Below are 21,020 nucleotides of genomic sequence, written 5' to 3'. Positions count from 1 at the left end.
ATCCTTGTAGTACTTTTAACAGATTATTGATACATTTTTTGACATCGTTTAATATCTATATGTTAATAATTTAGCATAACAAGTACTGAAGAACCGAAATTGTTTAGCAGCATTCAGAATTGGTTGCTACTACTCTGAGTCAGATTAGATTTTGGCTAAAAGATAATTTGAGAGTAAGCTATTATGGTTTGGCTTGTCTGCTTGAAATTTGGATTGACAAGCACAAACTGTCTAGTCCAAATCTAAGCAGTGAGTGGTAAAAGAATGCCAGCAGGAGAAAACCATTCGGGAAAAGCGTTTAAACAAAGTAACAAAAATGCCAAAAAGCCAATACTAAGAAGTTCGCTGTGGTTTTGGTTGAGGATAGGTGGTGTAGCAATGGGAGCAGCGATCGCGGGCACGCTGTTAGCAGTTTCTTTCACCAGCAAGCCTTTGCAGAAAACTCAGCTAAATCAACAACAGCAAGCAGCCTTTAATGGAGAAGGGATTACTGGGAGTGGACTACAATTTTCTGCATTAAGTCGCCCTGTGAACATTTTAGTTTTGGGGATGAGTGTGCTGCCACCAGACATTAAAAACCCGCCCCCAGAAACGCTACACATGAGATATCAGCCGGAACTAAATTCCTTTGATGGTCTTTCGGATGTGATGCTTTTACTGCGATTTGAGCCAGAAAAGAAAAAATTAATTATGCTTTCCATTCCTAGAGATACCCGCATAGAGGTGTCTGGGCATGGTATGACCAAAATTAATGCTACCAATGTTTATGGTGGTCCGGCTTTGACCAGTACAGCAGTCAGTAATCTCTTGGATGGAGTGGAAATTGATCGGTATATCAGAATTAACGTTTTGGGAGTCAGCAAGTTAGTCGATGCCTTGGGTGGTGTGACAGTCTACGTACCAAAGAATATGAAATACCGAGATGATTCCCAGCACCTGTACATCAATTTAAAGGCAGGTAAGCAACATCTAAATGGCGAGCAAGCGTTACAACTTTTGCGTTTTCGCCATGATGAATTGGGAGATATTGGTCGCATTCAACGGCAGCAAATGGTCATTAGTGCTTTAACCGATCAAACTCTCAACCCAGCAACTCTGAGTCAACTGCCTAAAATACTTGACATAGTTAAAGAACATATAGATTCCAACTTAACAGTAGAAGAATTAGTAGCGCTGTTGGATTTTATGGTGCAAACCCATCGCTCCAATATGCAGATGTTGATGGTGCCTGGTCGATTTAGCGAAAAGAAAGAATATGATGCTAGCTACTGGATAGCAGACAACCGACACATTGGTGCGATGATGGCTAAGTACTTTGATTTAGACTCAGAACCCAAAGCAGAAGTAGTTCATCATACCGCTAGCTTACGAATAGCATTTCAAGACAGTACAGGCACTAATCAAGCTAACCTGCATCCATTAATCAAAATCTTGGAAAAAGCTGGTTATCACAACATTTATATTACTAAAAGCTGGGGTGAGCCGCTAGAAGTAACTCGCATTATTGCCCAACAAGGAGATGGCGACAGTGCTGAATCAATTCGCAACGCTTTAAATTTAGGGGAAGTACGAGTCGAAAGCACTGGCAATCTCTACTCTGATGTCAGTATTCAGGTCGGGAAAGATTCGTTGCAAGCGAGCGCAGATACTCTAAAGCAGCAGAGCAAACCTTGACTATATATCATCTATATTATTAGAATTATTAGGCGGGATGTGGAAAAGGTCATTTTGAGGGTTTTCCCAAACCCCGATTTTCCCTTACGTATTTTCATTAATCTAAGATTATTGAGAATAAGCCTGTGGAAAAAGCCGCGTTGTTTGGTTGTTTGAGAACTTACCGTGAAAAGTCAGATAAATATTCGGGGGAGCATAAATGCGGGATGAATTAGCAGAACTTTCTTGCTGGCGGAACTGATGCCCTCTTAACAGCTTTTGCCCTCTTAACAGCTTTTTCCACTGCTTCCTCAACGGTCGCAATGCCCATCACCTTTGAGGTTTTACAAACTAAAATTGGCTTAAGACAATCTTCTGCATCTTTAGGCGCTTTAGTTGGCACAAATTTCAATAATGATGGTACAGCCCTTTACGAAGCCATGTCTGCCTTGTTTATCTCCCAAGTCTTAGGACTACATTTGAATTTAGGACAGCAATTAGTTGTGATTCTGACTTCGATTTTTGCATCCGTTGGCGCAGCCGGAATTCCAGAGGCGGGATTAGTTACAATGACACTGGTATTCAATTCCGTTGGCTTACCCAAGGAGTATATTGCTTTACTCCTGACTGTTGACTGGTTTTTAGATCGCTGCCGGACGGCAATCAATGTTATGGGTAATATGACTGTTAGTGCTTTGCTAGATGGCAAAAACCCTCAGACTGGGGACGAAGCTTAACTACTAAATTCATCTCCTGCCTAAACTTCCTTATACTATGCAACTATCTGATCTTACTTTGATGCCTACCGTCAACCATATCTTCAGAAGAAATATCGCCAAAAATTTTCCGTAACTTCTCTCTAAACTCTTGTAGCTTAATTTGGGAACATAGTTCCAATCCCAAATTCAAACTGTTAATTAAATGTTGAAAACTTCTTTAACAAGATTTTAAACAGGATTATGGAATTGAGATGACATCTCTTGAAGTCATAATCGTCATCACAGAAATTTCCTACCTGAACTGAACTTCTTCCTCTACCAAATGATTAAAGCTACAAAGGAAATAAATTAACATGAGCGAGAATGATAACCCACAACCCGAAACACAACCTAGAGAAAATAGACCACAACCTCCTAAAACAATAGGAAAACCAATTAAGACCGAATTCATTCAATCCGAACAACAGCCAACATCATCAGAATTATCAATAGCTGAATGACACACATATAGGTGCGTCTAGGTAAACTGGGATCAAGAGTGAAATAGTTCAGTGATGGCGCTGTTTCGACCACCTTAAGAGCAATCGCCCCTGTTGGTCAAATCAATCAGTCCATTCTTTGATGATGCCGACCATTGGTCGGCAAAAATAAGCGTTGGTGGATTCCATATTGAGAATAGATGATGTGGCAGAGAAAAAGGGGATTAATCTATAGTTCAGTTAGCTGTGCACCTTAACGCTATTTTCGCGCGATCGCTAGTTTAACCCCAGGCCTATCACACAAAAATTATATCTTTATCTATCTTAAGATAGATTTTCAAAAGGACTGGAAACAAATATGCTGTTACCAACAACGTTTTATGTTCCTGATAGATCATTTATAAAGTAAGTTTTAAAAGGCTAACTGATATATATTGTCCGTTATGTTTAAGTTAGCCTATCCAGCAAAGTTAAGTAGATGTTATATCTTACCTTGTGATAATCGAGGTTAGTTTCTTATGGAAACTCATCTACTGCACTAGTTCGCTAACCTACACAGCCTTAATCCCTACTTTACAAATAATTTTTGATAACGGCGATCATTTAGATTATCGAAACAGAATTCAGGAGTCAGTCGTCAGAATTAATTCTCAATTCTGACCGCATCTCACGGAAACGTCTCCAGGTATCCTTCTCAATTCTTCTTCAATCTCCAGTCTTTTGTCCGACACATTTAGTATTTTCTACCCACTGGCAATAATGAAAAATTTGTTTTTTATTAAGAGTATATCTGCTGCATCTATGCTTTTTTTGGCGGCCATCCCAGCGGCTCATGCTCAAGTTCCTAATCAGCCTGATAGTGTACGCTTTAACCCTAAAAATACTTTCACAAATCCCCAGTTTCCATCAGCCCTAGACGATTCGCAGATTGTTACTCCTACTGCTCCCAACTGGGTGATCCCCCAGAATCCGGTGAGAAAATTTGACCAGTTCATCCTTCCCGCACCGCCCTCTAATACCTCTGCCCAAACCGCAGATGAACTAAGGGAATTGAACCAATTAGCAGCTACTCGTAACAATCCCGATGTGATCAACACTATCACTCGTTGGAACTTTGACCCACCTGCTTCAAATTACAACTACTATTTTGACCATTTAGTTCAACTTTATAAATACAGTCCACCCTTGGCAGCGCGTTGTAGCGCCATGTTGAACGAAGGTATCTATGCTGGACTTCTATCTGCGTGGTACAACAAATTCATGTATCTGCGTCCCCGCCCCGATCAAGTGACTGGTTATGCTTTTCGAGCTGATAATCCCAAGCTACCTACACCTTACCACCCGTCTTATCCCTCTGGTCACTCCACCTCCGCTGGTGTATTTATGGCTGTAGGCCCCGCATGTTTTCCTGAAGAACCAGTGGAGAACTTTGTTGCTTTGGGTAGAGAATCTTCCCTTGCTCGCAGACAAGGAGGTGTACATTACTACTCTGACTCAGTAGCTGGTGAAGCCTTGGGGTATACCATTGGTAGTGCAGTAGTGAGGGGTTATAGAGATGACACTTCCCCACTTGGTGGCAATACTGCTGCTTCTGTGTATAGTCGTCCACCGTCGTTTAATTCTAATGGTACACCGACTACTACCCTCGCGCGAAAGAGAGCCACCATTAGTGTAGGGCCACAATTGAGTTCAGATCCAAGTAATCCTGGCAAACTGAGGATCATCTTAGCGCCCATAACGCCGAACGGTCAGTTTACAACTGCTCCCGTCGTGAAGAATCCACCCGCTCCACTGATCAATATCCCCGCAGCTAGTACAACAATACTTGGCCCTGTTAGACCAACAACTGTCAATCCTAATCCAACAGACAGGAACGCTCCAGCTACTTTCTCTGATCCAAATCCAGCTCCAAGTACAGGTAATGTAAATAATTCTGCCCCAATCGCTCCGTTAGATCAGGTAGATTCTGCTCCCTCAAGCAAATAAACCTTCCAAAGCATTGGTTTAGAAGTTCTACAAAATCAGATGTTGTGTATGTAACTTACATGCACAACAGCTTAAGGTTGCTTGATTTATTTGGGGTGATTGGACTTTGAGTCAGCGTCCTTTATTAATTACCAACATAGCGGTGCTTATCCCGATAAACTACAGCTTTATCAGTGTCTATCTGTGGTTAACTAATTACTATCATGCAATTACAAAAGATCATCCCAGTAAAACTGTGCCTTCATTGGTGCATTGTGGCCTTCAGTCTCACAACTACCGGCACACCCTTAATGGCTCAAACTGCCATCCCCAGGCAGAATCAAGTTCACACTGATTCCCAAGGTGATAACAAACCTTCCTTTTTGCCGAAAATCCTTAGTGATATTAAAATTGAGCGTCAACCGCTTAAATCTAGCCTGTTATACGAAGGTATGACTAAAGCCGAAGTGGAAAAGGTGATGGGAAAACCAACTGATATCAAGGTGTTTTCCAATTCAGATATGCAACTTGAAATTCTGAATTATCGCCAAGAGCCAGTTATCACTAAAGTCTCAATGATTGATGGTTATCTGTCAGGGATTGCTTGCGAAGTCAAAACCATAACTACTAATAATATTCCTCCTTTTGCTCAGGGCGTTAAAATTGGGATGAGCCGTCAACAGGTGCTGAAATTGATGGGCGAGCCTTTATCTGAGCAGCGCAATGACATTTCTATTTACAAACTTGAGCGACTCACATACATAAAAGATGGTCAGCTACCAGTAAATATAATTCTTACAGATGGTCGAGTCGAGGGTATGAATATAGGATTGGAAACTCCAGACAAAATTCTGCAAATTATCTTCCCAGCAGAACCAGGAATGCCAAAAAGTGGGACTGCTTACCAACGTATCCGAATTGGGATGAACCCGCAGCAGGCGATATCGATCTATGGTCAGCCTACTTTTGTACAACCTTCAGTGTTTAAGCAGCAAAAGGTTGTAGAATTTGTGTACGCTACGCTTAATACAGATGCTTCCACTAGATTTACATTTATCAACGACGTGCTGACACGTTTCTCTTTTGTTCCTCAAGCAAATTTATATCATCCTAAGTAGTTATGCAGAAACTTTGTAGAGAAACGTAGCAGTGCTACGTTTCTCTACATTCTTTTTCACCAGATGTCTAATGCTTACACCCGCCTTCCTTATCCTGTTGATTAGTACGATCGCTACCGTGAGAGGGGGCAATGCGAAAATGTGAGATCGGATTTTATATCTCAATTACCAGGGCTTATTCCCAATAAACCGAGGTCGAACTTCCCTGTTTTTAGCTTTTCTAAGTACCGTTCGCCAATAATCTAGGTAATTTATATTACCAATTTTTCGCACCTCACAAAATCGCATTGCTCCCATAGCAATACCTTCGCCAATTTACGAGGGTTAGTTGATCACGCTTTCACTATTAACTCCCTTGTCTGTGGGAGCAACGCGATTTTGTGAGGTCGGTGCGATTCGTTGGCTAGAAATCAAGCCCAGAAGGGTTCTGAAGGATTAGCCGCAGGGTGATTAACCCTGACAACTTAATGACAATGTAGGTGCAAAACCTACCATCCAGGTGCAGGATTGAAAGCACTTTCCCTACGGTAGCGACTAGCCATCAATCCGTAAAGCGGGAATGAAAGGTGGCTCTACTGATAGCCTAAATTGGTATCCATCAAGCATAGTATCCATGAGTAAAGCGATCGCTTAAAGATGCGTTTGAATCACCGTTACAAAAAAGTAGCGAAATCAGGCTGCCGCTACAACCAAAAGGTGAAGGATATAAGGGGCTGGCAAGTCGATCTTTGACCAGTAGCACTCCCAGTAAACCCGGTGAATAGCATCGCTCTAAAGATATATAGAATTGTCATTCGGAACGAAGTAATCCTCTACCTACTCTCTGAGAGGTCGAACACTCAGAGTAGGTGCTAACCGGATGCGGTAGAGGAAGAGATTGAGTAAGAAGCGAAAGCTTGAATGTAATGTTCAAAATATGCTGACGTACTCACAATAGTTTCTACTCAAGAAAATCAATACGTTCCCAACCCTAAACCGCCTAATAAAGGAATGGTTAAAAGCAGGCATATTTGATAATCATCAATGGTCGCCAACAAAAGAAGGTACTCCATAAGGAGGAGTAATTTCTCCTCTACTAGCCAATATCGCATTACATGGAATGGAAGAGGAAATCAACAAAGTTGCTGATTCCTTACCAGGAAATAAGAGAAAGAATCGTTATGCATTATCGTTCATAAGATATGCCGATGATTTTATCATTATTCACCCAAGTCTCGATGTAATTGACGAATGCAAACAGAGGATAATTGAATGGTTGAAAGAAATGGGTCTAGAACTAAAACCTAGTAAAACGAAGATTGTTCATACATTGAATCCTGAACATAACATACGTACACAAAGTTCCACTAACACAGGAGGTTTTGATTTCTTAGGATTCAATGTCAGGCAATACCATGTAGGGAAAACACATTCAGGCAAAAATCCAAGGGGAAAGTTACTAGGTTTTAAAACACTCATTAAGCCAAGTGAGAAAGCAATAAAGGAACATTACGATGAAATCTGCAAGACTATCGACACTCACAAATCAGCCCCTCAAGAGGCACTAATAAAACGACTAAATCCTCTTGTTAGAGGATGGACGAATTATTATTCATCGGTTGTGAGTAAAGAAATATTTGCCTTATTAGACCATCTCATATTCCAAAAACTTCAAGCTTGGGCAAAACGTCGCCACCCTGATAAGTCAAAAAGCTGGATTACCAGCAAATATTGGGGAACGGTTGGCAATAATAACTGGGTATTTTCAACAAAGTATGAAGGGAAAATAACCTTTACACTACTTAAGTATGCCAAAACAGAAATTGTCAGACATATTAAGGTACAAGGTAAAAATTCCCCTTTTGATGGAAACTTAGTTTATTGGAGTGAAAGAAGAGGTAAGAATCCCCTATTACCATTAAGAGTAACAACACTTCTTAAGTCACAAAAAGGGAAATGTACCCACTGCGGACTACACTTTAGAGAAGATGATGTGATGGAAGTTGACCACATTATTCCTAAATTGAAAGGTGGAAGGAATGATTACAAAAATCTACAACTACTTCACAGACATTGCCATGATATGAAAACTACCATCTTTGGTAGTAGGTATGCATAACAAGCATCAAATTATTGAGGAGCCGTGTGATGTGAAAATATCAAGCACGGTTTTGAAGACCAGCAGGGTTGGTGACAACCTTGCTGAGTTTAATGATTTTATATCTCAATTACCAGGGCATATTCCCAATAAACCGAGGTCGAAGTTCCCTGTTTTTGCCTTTTCTAAGTAGCGACCGCTCAGAATCTAGGTAATTTATATTACCTAGATTTTGTACCTCACTGTTAGAGCATTGCTCCCTTGTTTAACTTAGCTGACTCCGAAACTTGTTAATACTAATAGTTAATAGAACAACAGCAAAACAAATCAATGCTAACACATTTAACCACAGCACATCTAAACCAACTCCTTTGAGTAAAATACCTCTAACAATGGTGATGTAATGACGAAGTGGATTAAATAAAGAGATAAATTGAAATAAAGGAGGCATAGCTTCAATGGGAGATATTGCTCCAGAAGTTTGGATAATTGGCAAATTTATAAAGAACGATGTGAGTAACACTTGTTGTTGAGAACCACAAATAGTTGCCAACATAATGCCCAAACTAATCCCCACAAAGACATACACACTTGACAAGACAATAAATAGTAGAAAGCTACCACGAAATGGTACGCTAAATACAAGTGTTCCCAAAGTTAAAGCTAGTAGCACGTCTCCCATAAGCAAGAATGCCAACGGGACAATTTTAGCTAATAAAATTTCCCAATTACTACAGGGAGTCATTAATAATTGCTCTAAAGTTCCTGTATCTTTCTCGCGCACAACAGTTACTGCTGATACTAATGTGCCGATTAGTGTCAGAACTAAACCCATAACCCCTGGTACGAAAAACCAGCTACTTGTGAGTCCGGGATTGTAAAGAAAAACGACTTCTGTCGAAACTGGTGTACTGACTTTATTCTGTACTAAGCTGAGATTATATTCTTGAATAATCTGATTGATATAGTTAGCAGCAATCCCCGCCGTATTTGCATTTACTCCATCGACAAATATTTGAATTTCTGCTGATTTATTAGCTAGTTGGCGGGGAAAATCTGGTGGAATTATTATCCCTACATCTAGCTTACCTTCTTCTACTTGTTGGCTTAAATCCTTTTCACTGGTTGGTAGAGATTCTAAGTTAAAAGTGTGATTGGATGTCATTGCTGAAACTAATTCCCGACTGGCGGAGATATTGGCATAGTCAATTACACCCAGTCGTAAATTATGGACATCCGGGTTAAGTGCAAATCCGTAAAGCAATAATTGTACTGTTGGTGGGACAATTAATAAAACAATCAATTGTCTATTTCGCAGAATTTGATTAATTTCTTTACGAACTAATGACCAAAATGGACTATCAAATAATCGCCAAATTTTCATATATGTTTAATAGCTCATGATTAACTACTAATGACTATTGACTAATTTGCATCCGACTTAACAGCCGACGCGCTACGTTGAAAAATACCAATCCTAAAACTGCAAGCATGAGTAAGTCAAACCAAACTCCTGTCCATCCTGTACCACGCACAAAAGCATCACGGCTGATTTCAATATAATAACGGGCAGGAAATATGTTAGGCATTAGTGAAAGGGGAAAAGGAATATTACTGAGTGGATAAATAAAACCAGACAATAATAAAGATGTAATAAAACCGACAAGAGAAACAATTTGGACTGCGGAATTTTGGTTATCGGTGCGTACACCTATAAGTAAACCAAAGGAAACACTATCCATCAAGAAGAGTAGAGTTCCTAGTAATAAAGTAATAGGGTTACTAATTACGCCGATATGAAAAATTATTGACCCTAATCCCATGACTATTAAAGCTTCAGTAATAGCAATTAGCAGGTAAGCTAGTCCTTTTCCAAGTAACAGTTCACTAGCACTAATGCTAGAAGCATAAACTTGTAAAATTGTACCTTTTTCTTTTTCGCGCACCATTGCGATCGCTGTTAGCAATGAGGGAAAAATCCATAAGACTACACCAAAGGTTCCCGGTACAATATACAGCGACTCCAATCTACCAGGGTTAAACCACAAACGGACATGTGCTGTAATAATACTTGTATCTGATATTAGTCCTTGATCTTGCATAAAGAAATTAGTGACTCTTTGAATGCTCCCTCTAATTACACGTGCATTATTAACATCTGTGGCATCGATTAATACTTGCACCTTTGCATTTCTCCGAGCTTGAATATCTCGACTGAATTGGGGAGGAATAATTACTGCGGCTTTAGCAATACTCTTATCGATTGCATCCTGTGGCGGATTATTATCTGACCATTGTTTAGGTACAAATTGATTGGTGGAATACAACCGCTCAATATAGCTTCTACTCAGGTTTGTCCGGTCAAAATCCTGGACAATTAGGGGAATATCTTTACTCTCTAAACGAATCGCAAACCCAAAAATCAATAGAGTCAAAAACGGCAACAAAAATGCTAAACCTAAAGTTAAGCGATCGCGCCGAAATTGCGCTATTTCCTTAATACATTGAGAAAAAATTCTTTTCATTGGAGAAATACAATAATAGGTCTCTGAACTAACAAACTCATGTTCTGAACCAATCGTCACGCACATAATAGCCAATTTGTACAGTGTGTAAGTCTTAATTAATTACGAATTATTTTAGTTTGTTCCTGCACGTTCAACGATACCAATAAAAGCATCTTCCAAAGAGAAAGGAATGGGACGCAGAGATTCAATAGTCAGGTGTGCTGATTTTAAAAGCTGAGTTATTTCGGGAATTTCTTTTTCCGGTTCATCAAGAACAATGTGTAAACTATTGGCAAAAATAGAAACCCGCCACGAATCAAGATGTTGTTTAAGTATTTTGGAGGCGGCTTGATTTTGGTTGACAATAATCTCTATAAGTTGTCCTGGCTGAGAAGCTTTGATAGAACTAGGCGAACCTTCTGCGGCGATTTCTCCGGCTACCATAAAACTCATGCGGTTACACTGTTCAGCTTCTTCTAAATAGTGCGTTGTCACCAAAATAGCTGTACCATTGCGAGCAAAGTCATTAATCAGCTTCCAAAACTGACGACGGGCTAAAGGATCTACCCCGGATGTTGGTTCATCGAGGAATAAAATATCTGGTTCGTGCATCACAGAAGCGCCAAAAGCTACTCGCTGCTTCCAACCACCCGGTAATTGTCCGGTAAGCATCTGTTCTTGTCCCTCTAAACCACAGGTAGCAATTACCCAATCAATCTTCTCTCGCCTAAGTTTGCGGGGTACGCTGTAAATACCGCTATAAAACTCTAGGTTTTGCAGAATTGTTAAATCGTCGTAAAGAGTAAATTTCTGACTCATATAACCAATGCGTCGTCGTAAGTCACGACTACGCAGATTTCCCGTTTCACCACCAAGGGAAATTTCACCGCCACTAGCTGGTAGTAATCCACACAGCATTTTAATAGTAGTGGTTTTTCCGGCTCCATTCGCACCTAAAAGCCCGAATATTTCGCCATAGCGGACTTCGACATTAACGTTTTTGACTGCTTGGAAGTTACCAAATACACGGTTAATATTGTGGGCATAAATAGCGATTTGATCGGAAGAATTTTGAGGCTTGAATTGTTCCCTATTTCCTCCACGCGAACGAGGAAAGTCCAAAAATGCCGGCGCTGAACCTTGTTGTCGCAGACGGGTGACAAAGACGTTTTCTAAGGTGGGTTCGCCACGTTCAATACTGGGGTGATGCTGTTGTAGTAGTTGATTTACCTGGGTTTCTCCGAGATTTACATCTTGAACTAGAACATCCAAGCGATCGCCAAATGTCTGCACATCGACTATATTTTTCTGCACATTCTGATTCTGTAAGAGAAGTTTCTCGGCTATCTCTAGATTTGCTGTTCTGACTTCTAAGCGATGTAAGCCTAAATTGTCACGTAATGCTGCTGGTGTACCAATTTCGTGAATTTGACCGCTGTACATCAATGCGACGCGATCGCACCGTTCAGCTTCATCTAGATAGGGTGTGGCGACAACAATTGTCATCCCATTAGCGGAAAGTTCTGCTAATACATCCCAAAATTCCCGCCGGGAAACTGGATCTACCCCTGTAGTCGGTTCATCTAGTAACAGCACGTCTGGTTGGGAAACCAAAGCACAGCAAAGCGCCAGCTTTTGTTTCATCCCCCCGGAAAGTTGGCTTGCCAAGCGATCGCCAAACCGTTCTAAACTCATTAATTTTAAGTATTTCTGGCGGCGTTCTTGCAATAAATCATCGCTGACTTGACGCAATCCTGCCGCATAACGCAAGTTTTCATCAATGCTGAGATCCAAATACAAGGAAAACTGTTGTGTGAGATACCCGGTCCTTAAACGTGCGTCCCTTGGAGGCTGACCAAATACTTGCACTTCTCCCGCCGTCGCCTCCATCACTCCACCTAAGATGTGAAAGGTAGTGGTTTTACCCGCACCGTCAGGGCCAATTAAGCCAAACATTTCACCCTGATTGACAGTAAAATCAATTCCTTGGACAGCAACTAGTTTTCCGTAATGTTTATGTAAATTACTAACTTTAATCGTAGTGGTTGAGTGACTAGATAATTGCAGTGGGTTGGAAGTTGATAATTTCATTTGTTTGCCTCCTTATCCTGCAACATCAATTCTGCATCTGCTGGCATTCCAATTTTTGCACAGGGCAAATCTGAACCAGAGTAGGGATTTTTTGGGTTAAAGCAGCCAGGAGGGTTTTCTAATTGAATCCGCACGCCTACTACTTGTTTTACCCGATCTTTTTGGAAGTAGATATTTTCTGGGGTAAAAGAGGCTTGAGGATCGACAGAAATAACTTTGCCCATGAGAGGTTTTTCGGGCGCAGAATCAAGAAAGATTTTGGTTGTTTGTCCTAAACGCACTTTCCCAATATCGCCTTCGGGAATAAAACCTCGCAAATATACTGTCTTGGGGTCAACTATTGTCAAAATCTTGGTTTCACTGCTGACTACTGCACCTGGTTCTGCACTACGGGCAGTTACTACACCATCTAAAGGACTAGTAACATTTAAATCTTTTTTCGAGTCTTCTATTTGGGTGAGGATTTGCTGTTTTGATGACTTGGCATCTCTTACTTTTGCCTGAGCCGATTTTACCTTGGCTTGAGCCGATTTCAGTTGAGCAAAACTCTGGTCTTTTTTTCTTTTTAAAGCTTCTGTTTGGGCATTGCGAATCTCTGGATTGAAACTTGTGGTTTTAGCTTGGGTTAAGGCTCCGACAGCAGCACGTAATTGTTCCTGTTCGGCATTTACTGATGCTTTTCGAGCTTCTATTGTGGCTACTGCTGTATCAAAAGTAGTCTGTGCTTGGTCAAATTGTTGTTGATTAACAGCGCCTTCTTTGACTAGTTCGGCATAGCGATCGCGATTAATTTTCGCTAATTTTACTTCTGCCTCTGCTTGCTTTGTCTGTGCCTGTGCTTGTAATAATTGTGCCTTAGCAGCCGCTACGTTAGACTTTGCCTGTTGAATTCTTCCTTCGGTATCTCCTTGAGATTGGTGAAAATTAAGTTTTGCTTCCCTAATTTGGCTATCAATTTCATCTATTGCACTTTCTACTTGAGTCGCATCGGAAATTGCTTGCTGTTCATCAGATTGGGCAGATGCAACCATAGCCTCAGCACCCCGCAGTTGTTCTTGTAGCAGTTGGTTGTTAGTGTTATCCAACTGGATTAATTCTTCCCCCTTCTTAACTCCTGCCCCTTCCCGCACTGCAATTGCAACAATTCTTCCCGAACGCTTCACCCCAATATCAGTTTCGTAACCCTCAATCCTTCCACTCACTTTCAACACATTCGCTGGTACTTGGTGTTTATTATGCCAAATAAAATAAGTAATACTACTTCCTATAACCAGTAAAGCTAACAACAAAAAAATCGTTTTCTTCCGTCCCTGCTTAGATCGTGGTGCTGGAACATTTATAATCCCTTCTGGAGATGTCGAGGCAGTCTGAGACATGGTGCTACCCTTTATTTTTATCATTAAATACTTACTTGGACTATCATACTAGACTGTATAGTATGATATTACAGAGATATACCAAAAAATTTACGTCTATGCCCAAAACCTCTGGTTCCCAACCTGAAACTTTATTTCGTTTAAAAGCGATTACTCCAAAACAAGAGCAAATTTTGCTAGGAGCCATGCAGGTATTTTTGAAGGATGGTTACGCTGGAACTAGTATGGATCGGGTAAGCGCGGAAGCTGGAGTATCTAAGCAGACTATATACAGTCACTTTCAAGATAAAGAAGGACTATTTAAGGCGTTGATAGAAAGAGTGACAATTGGTAGCTTTCGAGATATTTTTTGTGGACAAGATTTAGATGGTGAGCCAGCGATTTTGTTACGTGAAATTGCTGAAACCTATCTAACAAAAGTTGCTGAAAATCCTGAATATTTAGCACTATTTCGCTTGATTATCACCGAATCGCAACGCTTTCCAGAATTGGCAAAATTATATACTCAAACCGTGATTCAGCGTGGACTGCAATTACTGAGCCAGTATTTTGTCTCTCAGCCAGAATTAGGCATTACCGATCCAGAAGCAACAGCACAAATCTTTTTTGGTTCAATGGTATCTTATGTGATGGTGCAGGAGATACTATATGGGAAAGAAATGATGTCATTGTCACGCGAGCGCATCATAGATAGTTTAATGAGTTTAGTACTTGCCCATACAACGAAATGATGTAATGGCTAAATCTACCAAGCGTCATATTGAAGAATCGACAGCAACTTTACTACAATCTCTGCAAAAACCAGTTCCGGCGAAAACCAGCAGTGAACTCGCTAAACTCAATAGCGAACAACAACTTATTCAGCAAGAAGCTGAGAAGTTGCAATTAGAAGCCGAGGAGGATCTACAGCATCATGAGCTATTTGCCCGTAGTGTAGCAGCATTGCAAGTCGGAATTTCGATGGGAGGCATAGCCGCTCTGACTCAGAAACGGATTGTTTGGTATGTAGGCTTGGGGATAGCAACCATCGGGATTGGGTTTATGGTTGCAGGAACCTTACCACATCATGGAATAGCTACCCCTGCTAACTCGGAAAAAACTAGCACCCAGTAACGAATGGCACTAAGTTAAGCTGAAGGGTATGCAGCGTAAGGATTGCAGAGGAGCAGGGGCGCAGAGGGGAATTTCTAAATACAGCACTTCCGGCTATTATGAAGCACAATTTTACCCATATCCCTTTCCTATCCTAACTTTTGAGACTGTGTGCGTACCTCATAGCAGGCGGAAGTGCTGTATCCGAACGCAATGCTTAAAACTTCTTCTTTCTCCCCTGCACCTTTGCTCCTGTGCACCACGGCACGCCTCAACGATTTTCCCTTATCAAGCGTGCCATTCGTGTTGAGTGTTATGGAGTCGGAATATGAGGGCAAAATAACCCCCTGAACAATAATTGACAAATCGGCATCTCATGTGTTGGTTAGACTTCTAAAAATTCCCTTTAAGGAATTGACCAATCTACAATTTTCAAATTAGGGACTTTCTGAAAATCTTTAAAATTGCGAGTCACAACTGTACAATCTAAGGAAAGTGCAATAGCAGCAATTCTTAAATCTTGTGTACCAACACGAATTTTTTGCTTTAATAATTCGTTATATATATAAAACGCAGCTTCATTAAAGTCAACAATATTAGCTTGACATAAGCGATTAAATGTTTCTTTTAATAAAGCATAAGCTTTAACTAATTCTTGTTTTGATTTGGCTCGTTTAATTACATCCAAACGACCGTACATCTGCTCAATAATAGTGATTACTGTGACTGCAATTTCTGAAGGATTAACAGTGGTTACTCTACTAAACACTACTGGATGACCTCGTTGTAAGAGCGAAACGTGGCCAGTATCAAGTATCGATCTGGTCATTTGATTTATACCTAAGCAAATATGTAATTACTCTTGGAGAAAATTGTTTTCCATAGAGTCGTCTACTTCTTGTCGATAGTTTTCTATAGCTGAGAGCATTTGCTCAAATTGTGGGTCATCTTTAAAAATTCCAGCCATTGCTAACCAGGGGTTTTTTTGCTCAGTAGAGGGTAATTTTATAGATAAAGAAACAATTTCTGCACCAGCTAGATGGGTTTCTAGACGTTGCTGAAGTTGGGCTAATGCTGCTGTGCGATCGCTTGCTTCTACTCGTAATTCAGGCAACCCTGGAACAATGGCAGAACAGTTGCCATTAGCTTCAAGCTTGACAATAACATTTACTAAGACTTCGTTATTATCTTTGCTAGCTTGTGATGTTGCAGATGAAAAAGAATTCATAATAGTTTTTTGGGCAAATTATGTTTAATTGTCAATGAACCCGCAGAAATATCGTATTTAAAATTTAAATTGCTCTTCTCAAAGTTTACCACTCAAGTTCAGAGAAGTACTCAAGTCCAATCAATAATCATCTCATATTAATTTAACGCACTTATGATAAACTTATGACAGAAGTATGACGAAACCTTTCTAGTGAATAAGCTATTTAAAATCAGTAAATAAAGGAAACTTATTTAGATGCACATCGGTCATTAAATTTTGTCACCTTTGACTCATCCATTAGGATGTTTATTATATGAATAGACTTTTTTCTAAGAGCTTATTGGGTTTAGCAGGTGTATCATTTTTGCTTTGCTTGTCTCAATCAGCAATGGCGCTCGTACCCAATAACGTTGCTATTATCGTCAATAGTGGTTCTACGAATACGATTGGGTATCGGATTTATGTATCACCAACCGGAGAAGTTCATTATGTTGATGGCAAAGGTTCTAATCAAGGTAAATTGAGTCATAAATTGACAGAAAAGTTTTTGGGCGACGTAAAGATTGCTGAACCTTTATCTAATTTGCCAGTAAAACTTGGCTGTGCCAAATCTGTTTCTTTTGGTACAACAACTACTATTAAATTAGCTGAACAACAATCGAAAGATATCAGTTGTCCTGGCAATGGGAAAGCTCAACAGTTAGATACAGCACTTACGGCAGCTATGAGGTACATCCTCAAAGCTGAAAGCTATGATAGGAGAGGGGCAAGAGGAAAACTGTATTGCATAATAGCCGGAAGCGCTGTAATGACGTGATTGCAATTGCGAAAGCTTTAAACGTGGTTAATGTGCCTAAGAGCCAAGGAAAACCACTGCCACCTCAGAACTTTTAGTTGATTCATCGATTTGACTGTTTCTAGCTGGGGTTAGGGACTGGAGTTTAGACTAAAAGCAATATGAGAGAACGCAAACCAAATGGAATTAAAGGTTAAAAATATTATCTTTTCAGCCTCAAAGCATCCGCAACCTTGAACAATTATTGTGTAGTATACTTGCTGAGAAAATAATACAATAATGATAATCATGGAAATGGTGGGAGAGAAACGAGCGCCGCTCGTTTCTCTCCCACTCCCCTTAATCGATTATCATTATCATATAGAGATTAGATAATGAGCAAGAAAAAAGGGGTGTCTGATTGAATACAGTCCCCCCTTTTGGTAGAAGGTGAGAAAAGAACTACCATTACTCACCTATCAACATGAAAAGTGCCAGACTTGAAGAGTAACGTCCACGTAGCCTACCAATATTTAGGTAGAGCCAAAGATGCGACCTTTGAATTAACAGATGCCATATTACTGACCCGCAATGTTTATTCAATAGCCGACTTATCCTTATCACCAGTATTTAGACGCAAGTGGCCAAGCATCTATGAGGCGCTACAAGATAGCAGGCCACAGCGACAAAAATTGATGCAGCTATATATCAAACAGATACCAACTGTGGAGCGACCTTTATTGGCAGGAGATCATACGAACTGGTCACGACCAGATGCAGTTAAATTACAAGAAAGAACTTACGAACATAGTGGCACATCCATAGCGGGAAATAAACCGATTACCATTGGTCAGGGATATAGCACAATTGCCTGGATACCAGAAAATGAGGGGAGTTGGGCATTACCCTTAAGGCATGAAAGAATCACAAGTGCCGAAAGCCCAATTAGCAAAGCAATTTGGCAATTAAAACAGGTATGTAAATATTTGCCTGTCAGACCGATTTCGGTTTGGGATAGCGAATATGGTTGTGCGCCTTTTATCTTAAAAACTGCGAATATTCCCGCAGATATTCTGGTTCGGTTACGTTCAAATTTATGTTTATGGGGTGAACCTGGAGCTTATTCGGGGAAGGGGCGACCCAAAAAGCATGGTGATAAATTTAAACTCAATGAACCCATAACATGGAGTGAAGCGACATCTATCTTAGAAGTCAATGACCCAAAATTAGGACGTGTGCGTGTTAGCTCATGGAAAGATTTACACTTCCGTAAAGCGCCTACACGGCCCATATTACTGCTCAAGGTTGAACGTCTCGATGCGCAAGGTAACATGAGAGTGTTCAAACCTTTGTGGTTGGCTTGGGTAGGAGAACAAATGCCACCCCTAGAGTCAGTTTGGTGTCTTTACTTGCGTCGCTTTACAATTGATCATTGGTATCGCTTTTTAAAGCAACGTCTATATTGGACTGTGCCAAATTTAAGCACTCCCAAGCAATGTGAGCGCTGGAGTGATTTGATGCCTCTTATGACTTGGGAGTTATGGTTAGCTCGTGATATTGTTACTGACAATCCTCTACCTTGGCAGAAGTCTCAGGGTAATTTGACTCGCTCGTTGAGTTGCTCAAGCTATGGGTGGAGTTTTCGCGGTGATTGGCACTCCTGCTGTTGCACCCAAATCTCGCGGAAAGTCCCCAGGCTGGACACCAGGAAAAAAACGTCACCGTAAAAACCGATGCCCCATTGTTAAAAAAACAGTAACACCACCACCTAAAGAACCATCAATTGCTGTTTAATATTCAAGATTATTCATAATTTCACTACGTCTCTGATTAACTCAGCCCTGCTGAGTCATTTTGCATGGCTTAGTCTAAACTCCAGCATGGTAACGAGCTTTCAGCAGTTTTCCCCAGATTGCATTGTAAGGATGTACAAACTGTGTAGGTTGATTGTGTCTAAAAATGAGCCTTCCTTCATTTGCCCACTGAAAAATCCCACGGCTCAAGTTATAAATACACTTCATCCCAGTTTCATTAAGCTGCTGGGCTAATTTGGCGCTACGGTAGCCAACGGAACAGTACACGACAATTGGGTTGTTTTTTGGCGCTGTAGAAAGTACTGCTAAGTCAGGTATAAGAGGATCTATCTGTGTTGCTGTTTCGATATGGCTCACCGCATATTCTGTCTGACTTCGTGCATCTAGCACTAATGGCCATGGCTTTCCAGAATCTAATAGCAATTGAGCGAATTCCTTGCTTGTAATTTCCTCAACATTAGGAAACTTCAATCTAATCAGAAGTTTAAGAAACTTAAACGTAAGTGATTGCATTTGTAAAAGTATGCTTTCGTTTTTCATAGATAGTTGTGACGTACCTAGACTTCCTGAGTATAGGTATGTTCATGGTATGAGCTAATCTTGTTTTACTCGGTTTTAGTTCCAACCCGATGTCACTTAACCACTTCTCTATCTCTGTTTTACACAGTTTTATCACTTCTAGGTTCTCATGACGGAGGTGGAAGCCCACAATTTACTACACTGGTGGTTACTCATACGAAAACAGTTGAACATTGTTACAATCTCTACACTTACGCGCCCACAGCTTTTCGCCTCCTCCCCATCCAGGCATTTAGATACGTGAACTCTATAGTGAGTGCATTCATTCAATCCCACTAACTAATACTACAAGCTGCTAGTTTTACAGCTAAAGCATTGGGGTATCGCCACGGTTGAGAACCACCAATCCAAATACGTGAGGGTAAATGACCGATTGGTGCTTTGAGACTAAAATCAAATTCCGAGTTGGCAGAAGTATAATTGTATATATACCAACCAACTTGATGACAAAAAATACCATAATCTCCATTGACGTTTTTGTAAATAAGTGTCTGTACACTAAAACCAAAGCGTCCATGACTGGAATTCACCCATAAATGGTCAATAGCCTGCAAATCTGGACAGGGAATTTTTTCAACATCACTACTAAATATATAACTACCTCTAGGCTTTGCTAGTGCTTGAGACATCAGTTCCCAAGTTTCTTGATCTGCTGATTGCCATTTTCCTTTTGCTAATAAACCACGCAAATGTGTGTAATCAATAGTACTTACTGTGTAATAATTAGAAATATTTAGCAATTTCTTAGGTTGTTCTAGTGTCTGCAACACTTCTGTTGCAGATTGGAAGCGTTGAGAAACGGCATTTTGTAAAAGTTTATCTAAGATTTCACAGAGGTGAACACTAACAGTATTGTTTGCTGGTAAATGTTTTTGCCATACCCAGCAATCGTTAGTAATATCGAACAAATCAAAGGGAGAAACATTGGTGAGTAAGTAAATACATGTTACACCCAAGCTGTAAAGATCGCTAGCTGGTAATGCCTTTCCTCGCATTTGTTCGGGAGCAATATATTCTGGACTACCTACTATTGTGCCTGTACGAAGTTGCCTCGTATTAGTGGCGAGTTTAGCAACTCCAAAATCTATTAAAACTAAGTCTCCTCGAACCGAACGACGCATAATATTTTCCGGTTTAATATCTCGATGGATTACTTGTCTGGAATGGACAAATTGGAGTGTGAGCAACAAACTTTTTAATATCTCCCAAATTTGCGGTTCTTGAAAAACACCTTGTTGTTGCAATTCCTGGGCGAGTGTTTGTCCATCTACTAATTCTTCGACGATATAAAATTTTTTGTTTTGTTCAAATTGCGCTAGTAATTTTGGTATTTGAGAGTGTTTTAATTCATTCAGATGAAGTGCTTCCTCGTGAAATAATTTGACTGCCTTGTGCCAAATCTCAGCGTTTTCCTCTTGAAAACATAGCTGTTTGATTGCACATTTGGGTTGTTCTGGAAGATGTTCATCAATCTGACTTTTCCCGTTAAGTCTCTTTTGCAAGCTGCCAGCCTTTACAAAGGTCGTGCAATTTTAACCAGCCTCGCCACAGTACCTGGATACCAA

16 protein-coding genes and 2 pseudogenes are annotated in these 21,020 nt (G+C 40.4%); 10 read left to right on the top strand and 8 right to left on the bottom strand.

Going from position 1 to position 21,020, the window contains the following annotated elements; all coding sequences use genetic code 11:
- Positions 1–249 precede the first annotated feature (249 nt).
- The 6 genes and pseudogenes from V7K38_RS18025 to V7K38_RS18000 all read left to right on the top strand — a co-directional run bounded on the left by V7K38_RS18025 (position 250) and on the right by V7K38_RS18000 (position 8,032).
- Positions 250–1,674, top strand: coding sequence for an LCP family protein (locus V7K38_RS18025; RefSeq protein ID WP_442940782.1), 1,425 nt, complete (start codon positions 250–252; stop codon positions 1,672–1,674).
- 218 nt (positions 1,675–1,892) lie between these two features.
- A pseudogene (locus tag V7K38_RS18020) lies at positions 1,893–2,390 on the top strand (dicarboxylate/amino acid:cation symporter); the annotation flags it as partial.
- A gap of 335 nt (positions 2,391–2,725) precedes the next feature.
- Positions 2,726–2,872, top strand: a complete 147-nt coding sequence (locus V7K38_RS18015; RefSeq protein ID WP_334859764.1) for a hypothetical protein — start codon at positions 2,726–2,728, stop codon at positions 2,870–2,872.
- A 738-nt stretch (positions 2,873–3,610) separates the two neighbouring features.
- Positions 3,611–4,837: a phosphatase PAP2 family protein gene (locus V7K38_RS18010; protein ID WP_334859763.1), complete on the top strand. Its 1,227-nt coding sequence runs from the start codon at positions 3,611–3,613 to the stop codon at positions 4,835–4,837.
- A gap of 203 nt (positions 4,838–5,040) precedes the next feature.
- Positions 5,041–5,934 (top strand): hypothetical protein, encoded by an 894-nt coding sequence (locus tag V7K38_RS18005; protein ID WP_334859762.1) that lies wholly within the window; start codon positions 5,041–5,043, stop codon positions 5,932–5,934.
- A 1,099-nt stretch (positions 5,935–7,033) separates the two neighbouring features.
- Positions 7,034–8,032, top strand: a complete 999-nt coding sequence (locus V7K38_RS18000) for a group II intron reverse transcriptase (RefSeq protein ID WP_334859761.1) — start codon at positions 7,034–7,036, stop codon at positions 8,030–8,032.
- Between the two features lie 244 nt (positions 8,033–8,276).
- Here V7K38_RS18000 and V7K38_RS17995 read toward each other — a convergent pair whose 3' ends face one another.
- The 4 genes from V7K38_RS17995 to V7K38_RS17980 form a co-directional block, all read right to left on the bottom strand.
- Complete coding sequence (locus V7K38_RS17995; RefSeq protein WP_334859760.1) at positions 8,277–9,395, bottom strand: ABC transporter permease; 1,119 nt, start codon at positions 9,393–9,395, stop codon at positions 8,277–8,279.
- Between the two features lie 34 nt (positions 9,396–9,429).
- Positions 9,430–10,536 (bottom strand): ABC transporter permease, encoded by a 1,107-nt coding sequence (locus tag V7K38_RS17990; RefSeq protein ID WP_334859759.1) that lies wholly within the window; start codon positions 10,534–10,536, stop codon positions 9,430–9,432.
- Between the two features lie 114 nt (positions 10,537–10,650).
- The gene (locus tag V7K38_RS17985) at positions 10,651–12,609 is read right to left on the bottom strand and encodes an ATP-binding cassette domain-containing protein (RefSeq protein ID WP_334859758.1); all 1,959 of its coding nucleotides are present in this window, start codon (positions 12,607–12,609) and stop codon (positions 10,651–10,653) included.
- Complete coding sequence (locus tag V7K38_RS17980; RefSeq protein WP_334859757.1) at positions 12,606–13,985, bottom strand: HlyD family secretion protein; 1,380 nt, start codon at positions 13,983–13,985, stop codon at positions 12,606–12,608. The genes V7K38_RS17985 and V7K38_RS17980 overlap by 4 nt, the downstream gene beginning before the upstream one ends.
- A gap of 98 nt (positions 13,986–14,083) precedes the next feature.
- Here V7K38_RS17980 and V7K38_RS17975 point away from each other — a divergent pair, with 98 nt between their 5' ends.
- The gene (locus tag V7K38_RS17975; protein WP_334859756.1) at positions 14,084–14,716 is read left to right on the top strand and encodes a TetR/AcrR family transcriptional regulator; all 633 of its coding nucleotides are present in this window, start codon (positions 14,084–14,086) and stop codon (positions 14,714–14,716) included.
- A 4-nt stretch (positions 14,717–14,720) separates the two neighbouring features.
- On the top strand, positions 14,721–15,098 hold the full coding sequence (locus V7K38_RS17970) for a DUF4337 family protein (protein WP_334859755.1): 378 nt from the start codon (positions 14,721–14,723) through the stop codon (positions 15,096–15,098).
- 385 nt (positions 15,099–15,483) lie between these two features.
- Here V7K38_RS17970 and V7K38_RS17965 read toward each other — a convergent pair whose 3' ends face one another.
- Positions 15,484–15,906 (bottom strand): type II toxin-antitoxin system VapC family toxin, encoded by a 423-nt coding sequence (locus V7K38_RS17965; RefSeq protein WP_334859754.1) that lies wholly within the window; start codon positions 15,904–15,906, stop codon positions 15,484–15,486.
- A gap of 27 nt (positions 15,907–15,933) precedes the next feature.
- Positions 15,934–16,305: a hypothetical protein gene (locus tag V7K38_RS17960; RefSeq protein WP_334859753.1), complete on the bottom strand. Its 372-nt coding sequence runs from the start codon at positions 16,303–16,305 to the stop codon at positions 15,934–15,936.
- A gap of 295 nt (positions 16,306–16,600) precedes the next feature.
- Here V7K38_RS17960 and V7K38_RS17955 point away from each other — a divergent pair, with 295 nt between their 5' ends.
- Both V7K38_RS17955 and V7K38_RS17950 read left to right on the top strand, forming a co-directional pair.
- Complete coding sequence (locus V7K38_RS17955) at positions 16,601–17,104, top strand: hypothetical protein (protein ID WP_334859752.1); 504 nt, start codon at positions 16,601–16,603, stop codon at positions 17,102–17,104.
- A 449-nt stretch (positions 17,105–17,553) separates the two neighbouring features.
- A pseudogene (locus V7K38_RS17950) lies at positions 17,554–18,856 on the top strand (NF041680 family putative transposase).
- Between the two features lie 74 nt (positions 18,857–18,930).
- Here the strand turns inward: V7K38_RS17950 and V7K38_RS17945 are convergent.
- A complete protein-coding gene (locus V7K38_RS17945) occupies positions 18,931–19,389 on the bottom strand; it encodes a rhodanese-like domain-containing protein (RefSeq protein ID WP_334859766.1) in 459 nt (152 codons plus the stop codon).
- A gap of 341 nt (positions 19,390–19,730) precedes the next feature.
- Positions 19,731–20,957 (bottom strand): serine/threonine-protein kinase, encoded by a 1,227-nt coding sequence (locus tag V7K38_RS17940; RefSeq protein WP_334859751.1) that lies wholly within the window; start codon positions 20,955–20,957, stop codon positions 19,731–19,733.
- Positions 20,958–21,020 lie beyond the last annotated feature (63 nt).

It is taken from the genome of Nostoc sp., assembly GCF_036917465.1.
Lineage (GTDB): Bacteria > Cyanobacteriota > Cyanobacteriia > Cyanobacteriales > Nostocaceae > Nostoc.
The sequence above is the reverse complement of the archived record's forward strand: the minus strand, read 5'-3'. Positions and strand labels throughout refer to the sequence as shown.

Coding starts and splice junctions, on each gene's coding strand:
- V7K38_RS18015 (WP_334859764.1), top strand. CDS start 2,726: ATGAGCGAGAATGATAACCCACAACCCGAAACACAACCTAGAGAAAAT.
- V7K38_RS18010 (WP_334859763.1), top strand. CDS start 3,611: ATGAAAAATTTGTTTTTTATTAAGAGTATATCTGCTGCATCTATGCTT.
- V7K38_RS18005 (WP_334859762.1), top strand. CDS start 5,041: ATGCAATTACAAAAGATCATCCCAGTAAAACTGTGCCTTCATTGGTGC.
- V7K38_RS18000 (WP_334859761.1), top strand. CDS start 7,034: ATGGAAGAGGAAATCAACAAAGTTGCTGATTCCTTACCAGGAAATAAG.
- V7K38_RS17995 (WP_334859760.1), bottom strand. CDS start 9,395: ATGAAAATTTGGCGATTATTTGATAGTCCATTTTGGTCATTAGTTCGT.
- V7K38_RS17990 (WP_334859759.1), bottom strand. CDS start 10,536: ATGAAAAGAATTTTTTCTCAATGTATTAAGGAAATAGCGCAATTTCGG.
- V7K38_RS17985 (WP_334859758.1), bottom strand. CDS start 12,609: ATGAAATTATCAACTTCCAACCCACTGCAATTATCTAGTCACTCAACC.
- V7K38_RS17980 (WP_334859757.1), bottom strand. CDS start 13,985: ATGTCTCAGACTGCCTCGACATCTCCAGAAGGGATTATAAATGTTCCA.
- V7K38_RS17975 (WP_334859756.1), top strand. CDS start 14,084: ATGCCCAAAACCTCTGGTTCCCAACCTGAAACTTTATTTCGTTTAAAA.
- V7K38_RS17970 (WP_334859755.1), top strand. CDS start 14,721: ATGGCTAAATCTACCAAGCGTCATATTGAAGAATCGACAGCAACTTTA.
- V7K38_RS17965 (WP_334859754.1), bottom strand. CDS start 15,906: ATGACCAGATCGATACTTGATACTGGCCACGTTTCGCTCTTACAACGA.
- V7K38_RS17960 (WP_334859753.1), bottom strand. CDS start 16,305: ATGAATTCTTTTTCATCTGCAACATCACAAGCTAGCAAAGATAATAAC.
- V7K38_RS17955 (WP_334859752.1), top strand. CDS start 16,601: ATGAATAGACTTTTTTCTAAGAGCTTATTGGGTTTAGCAGGTGTATCA.
- V7K38_RS17945 (WP_334859766.1), bottom strand. CDS start 19,389: ATGCAATCACTTACGTTTAAGTTTCTTAAACTTCTGATTAGATTGAAG.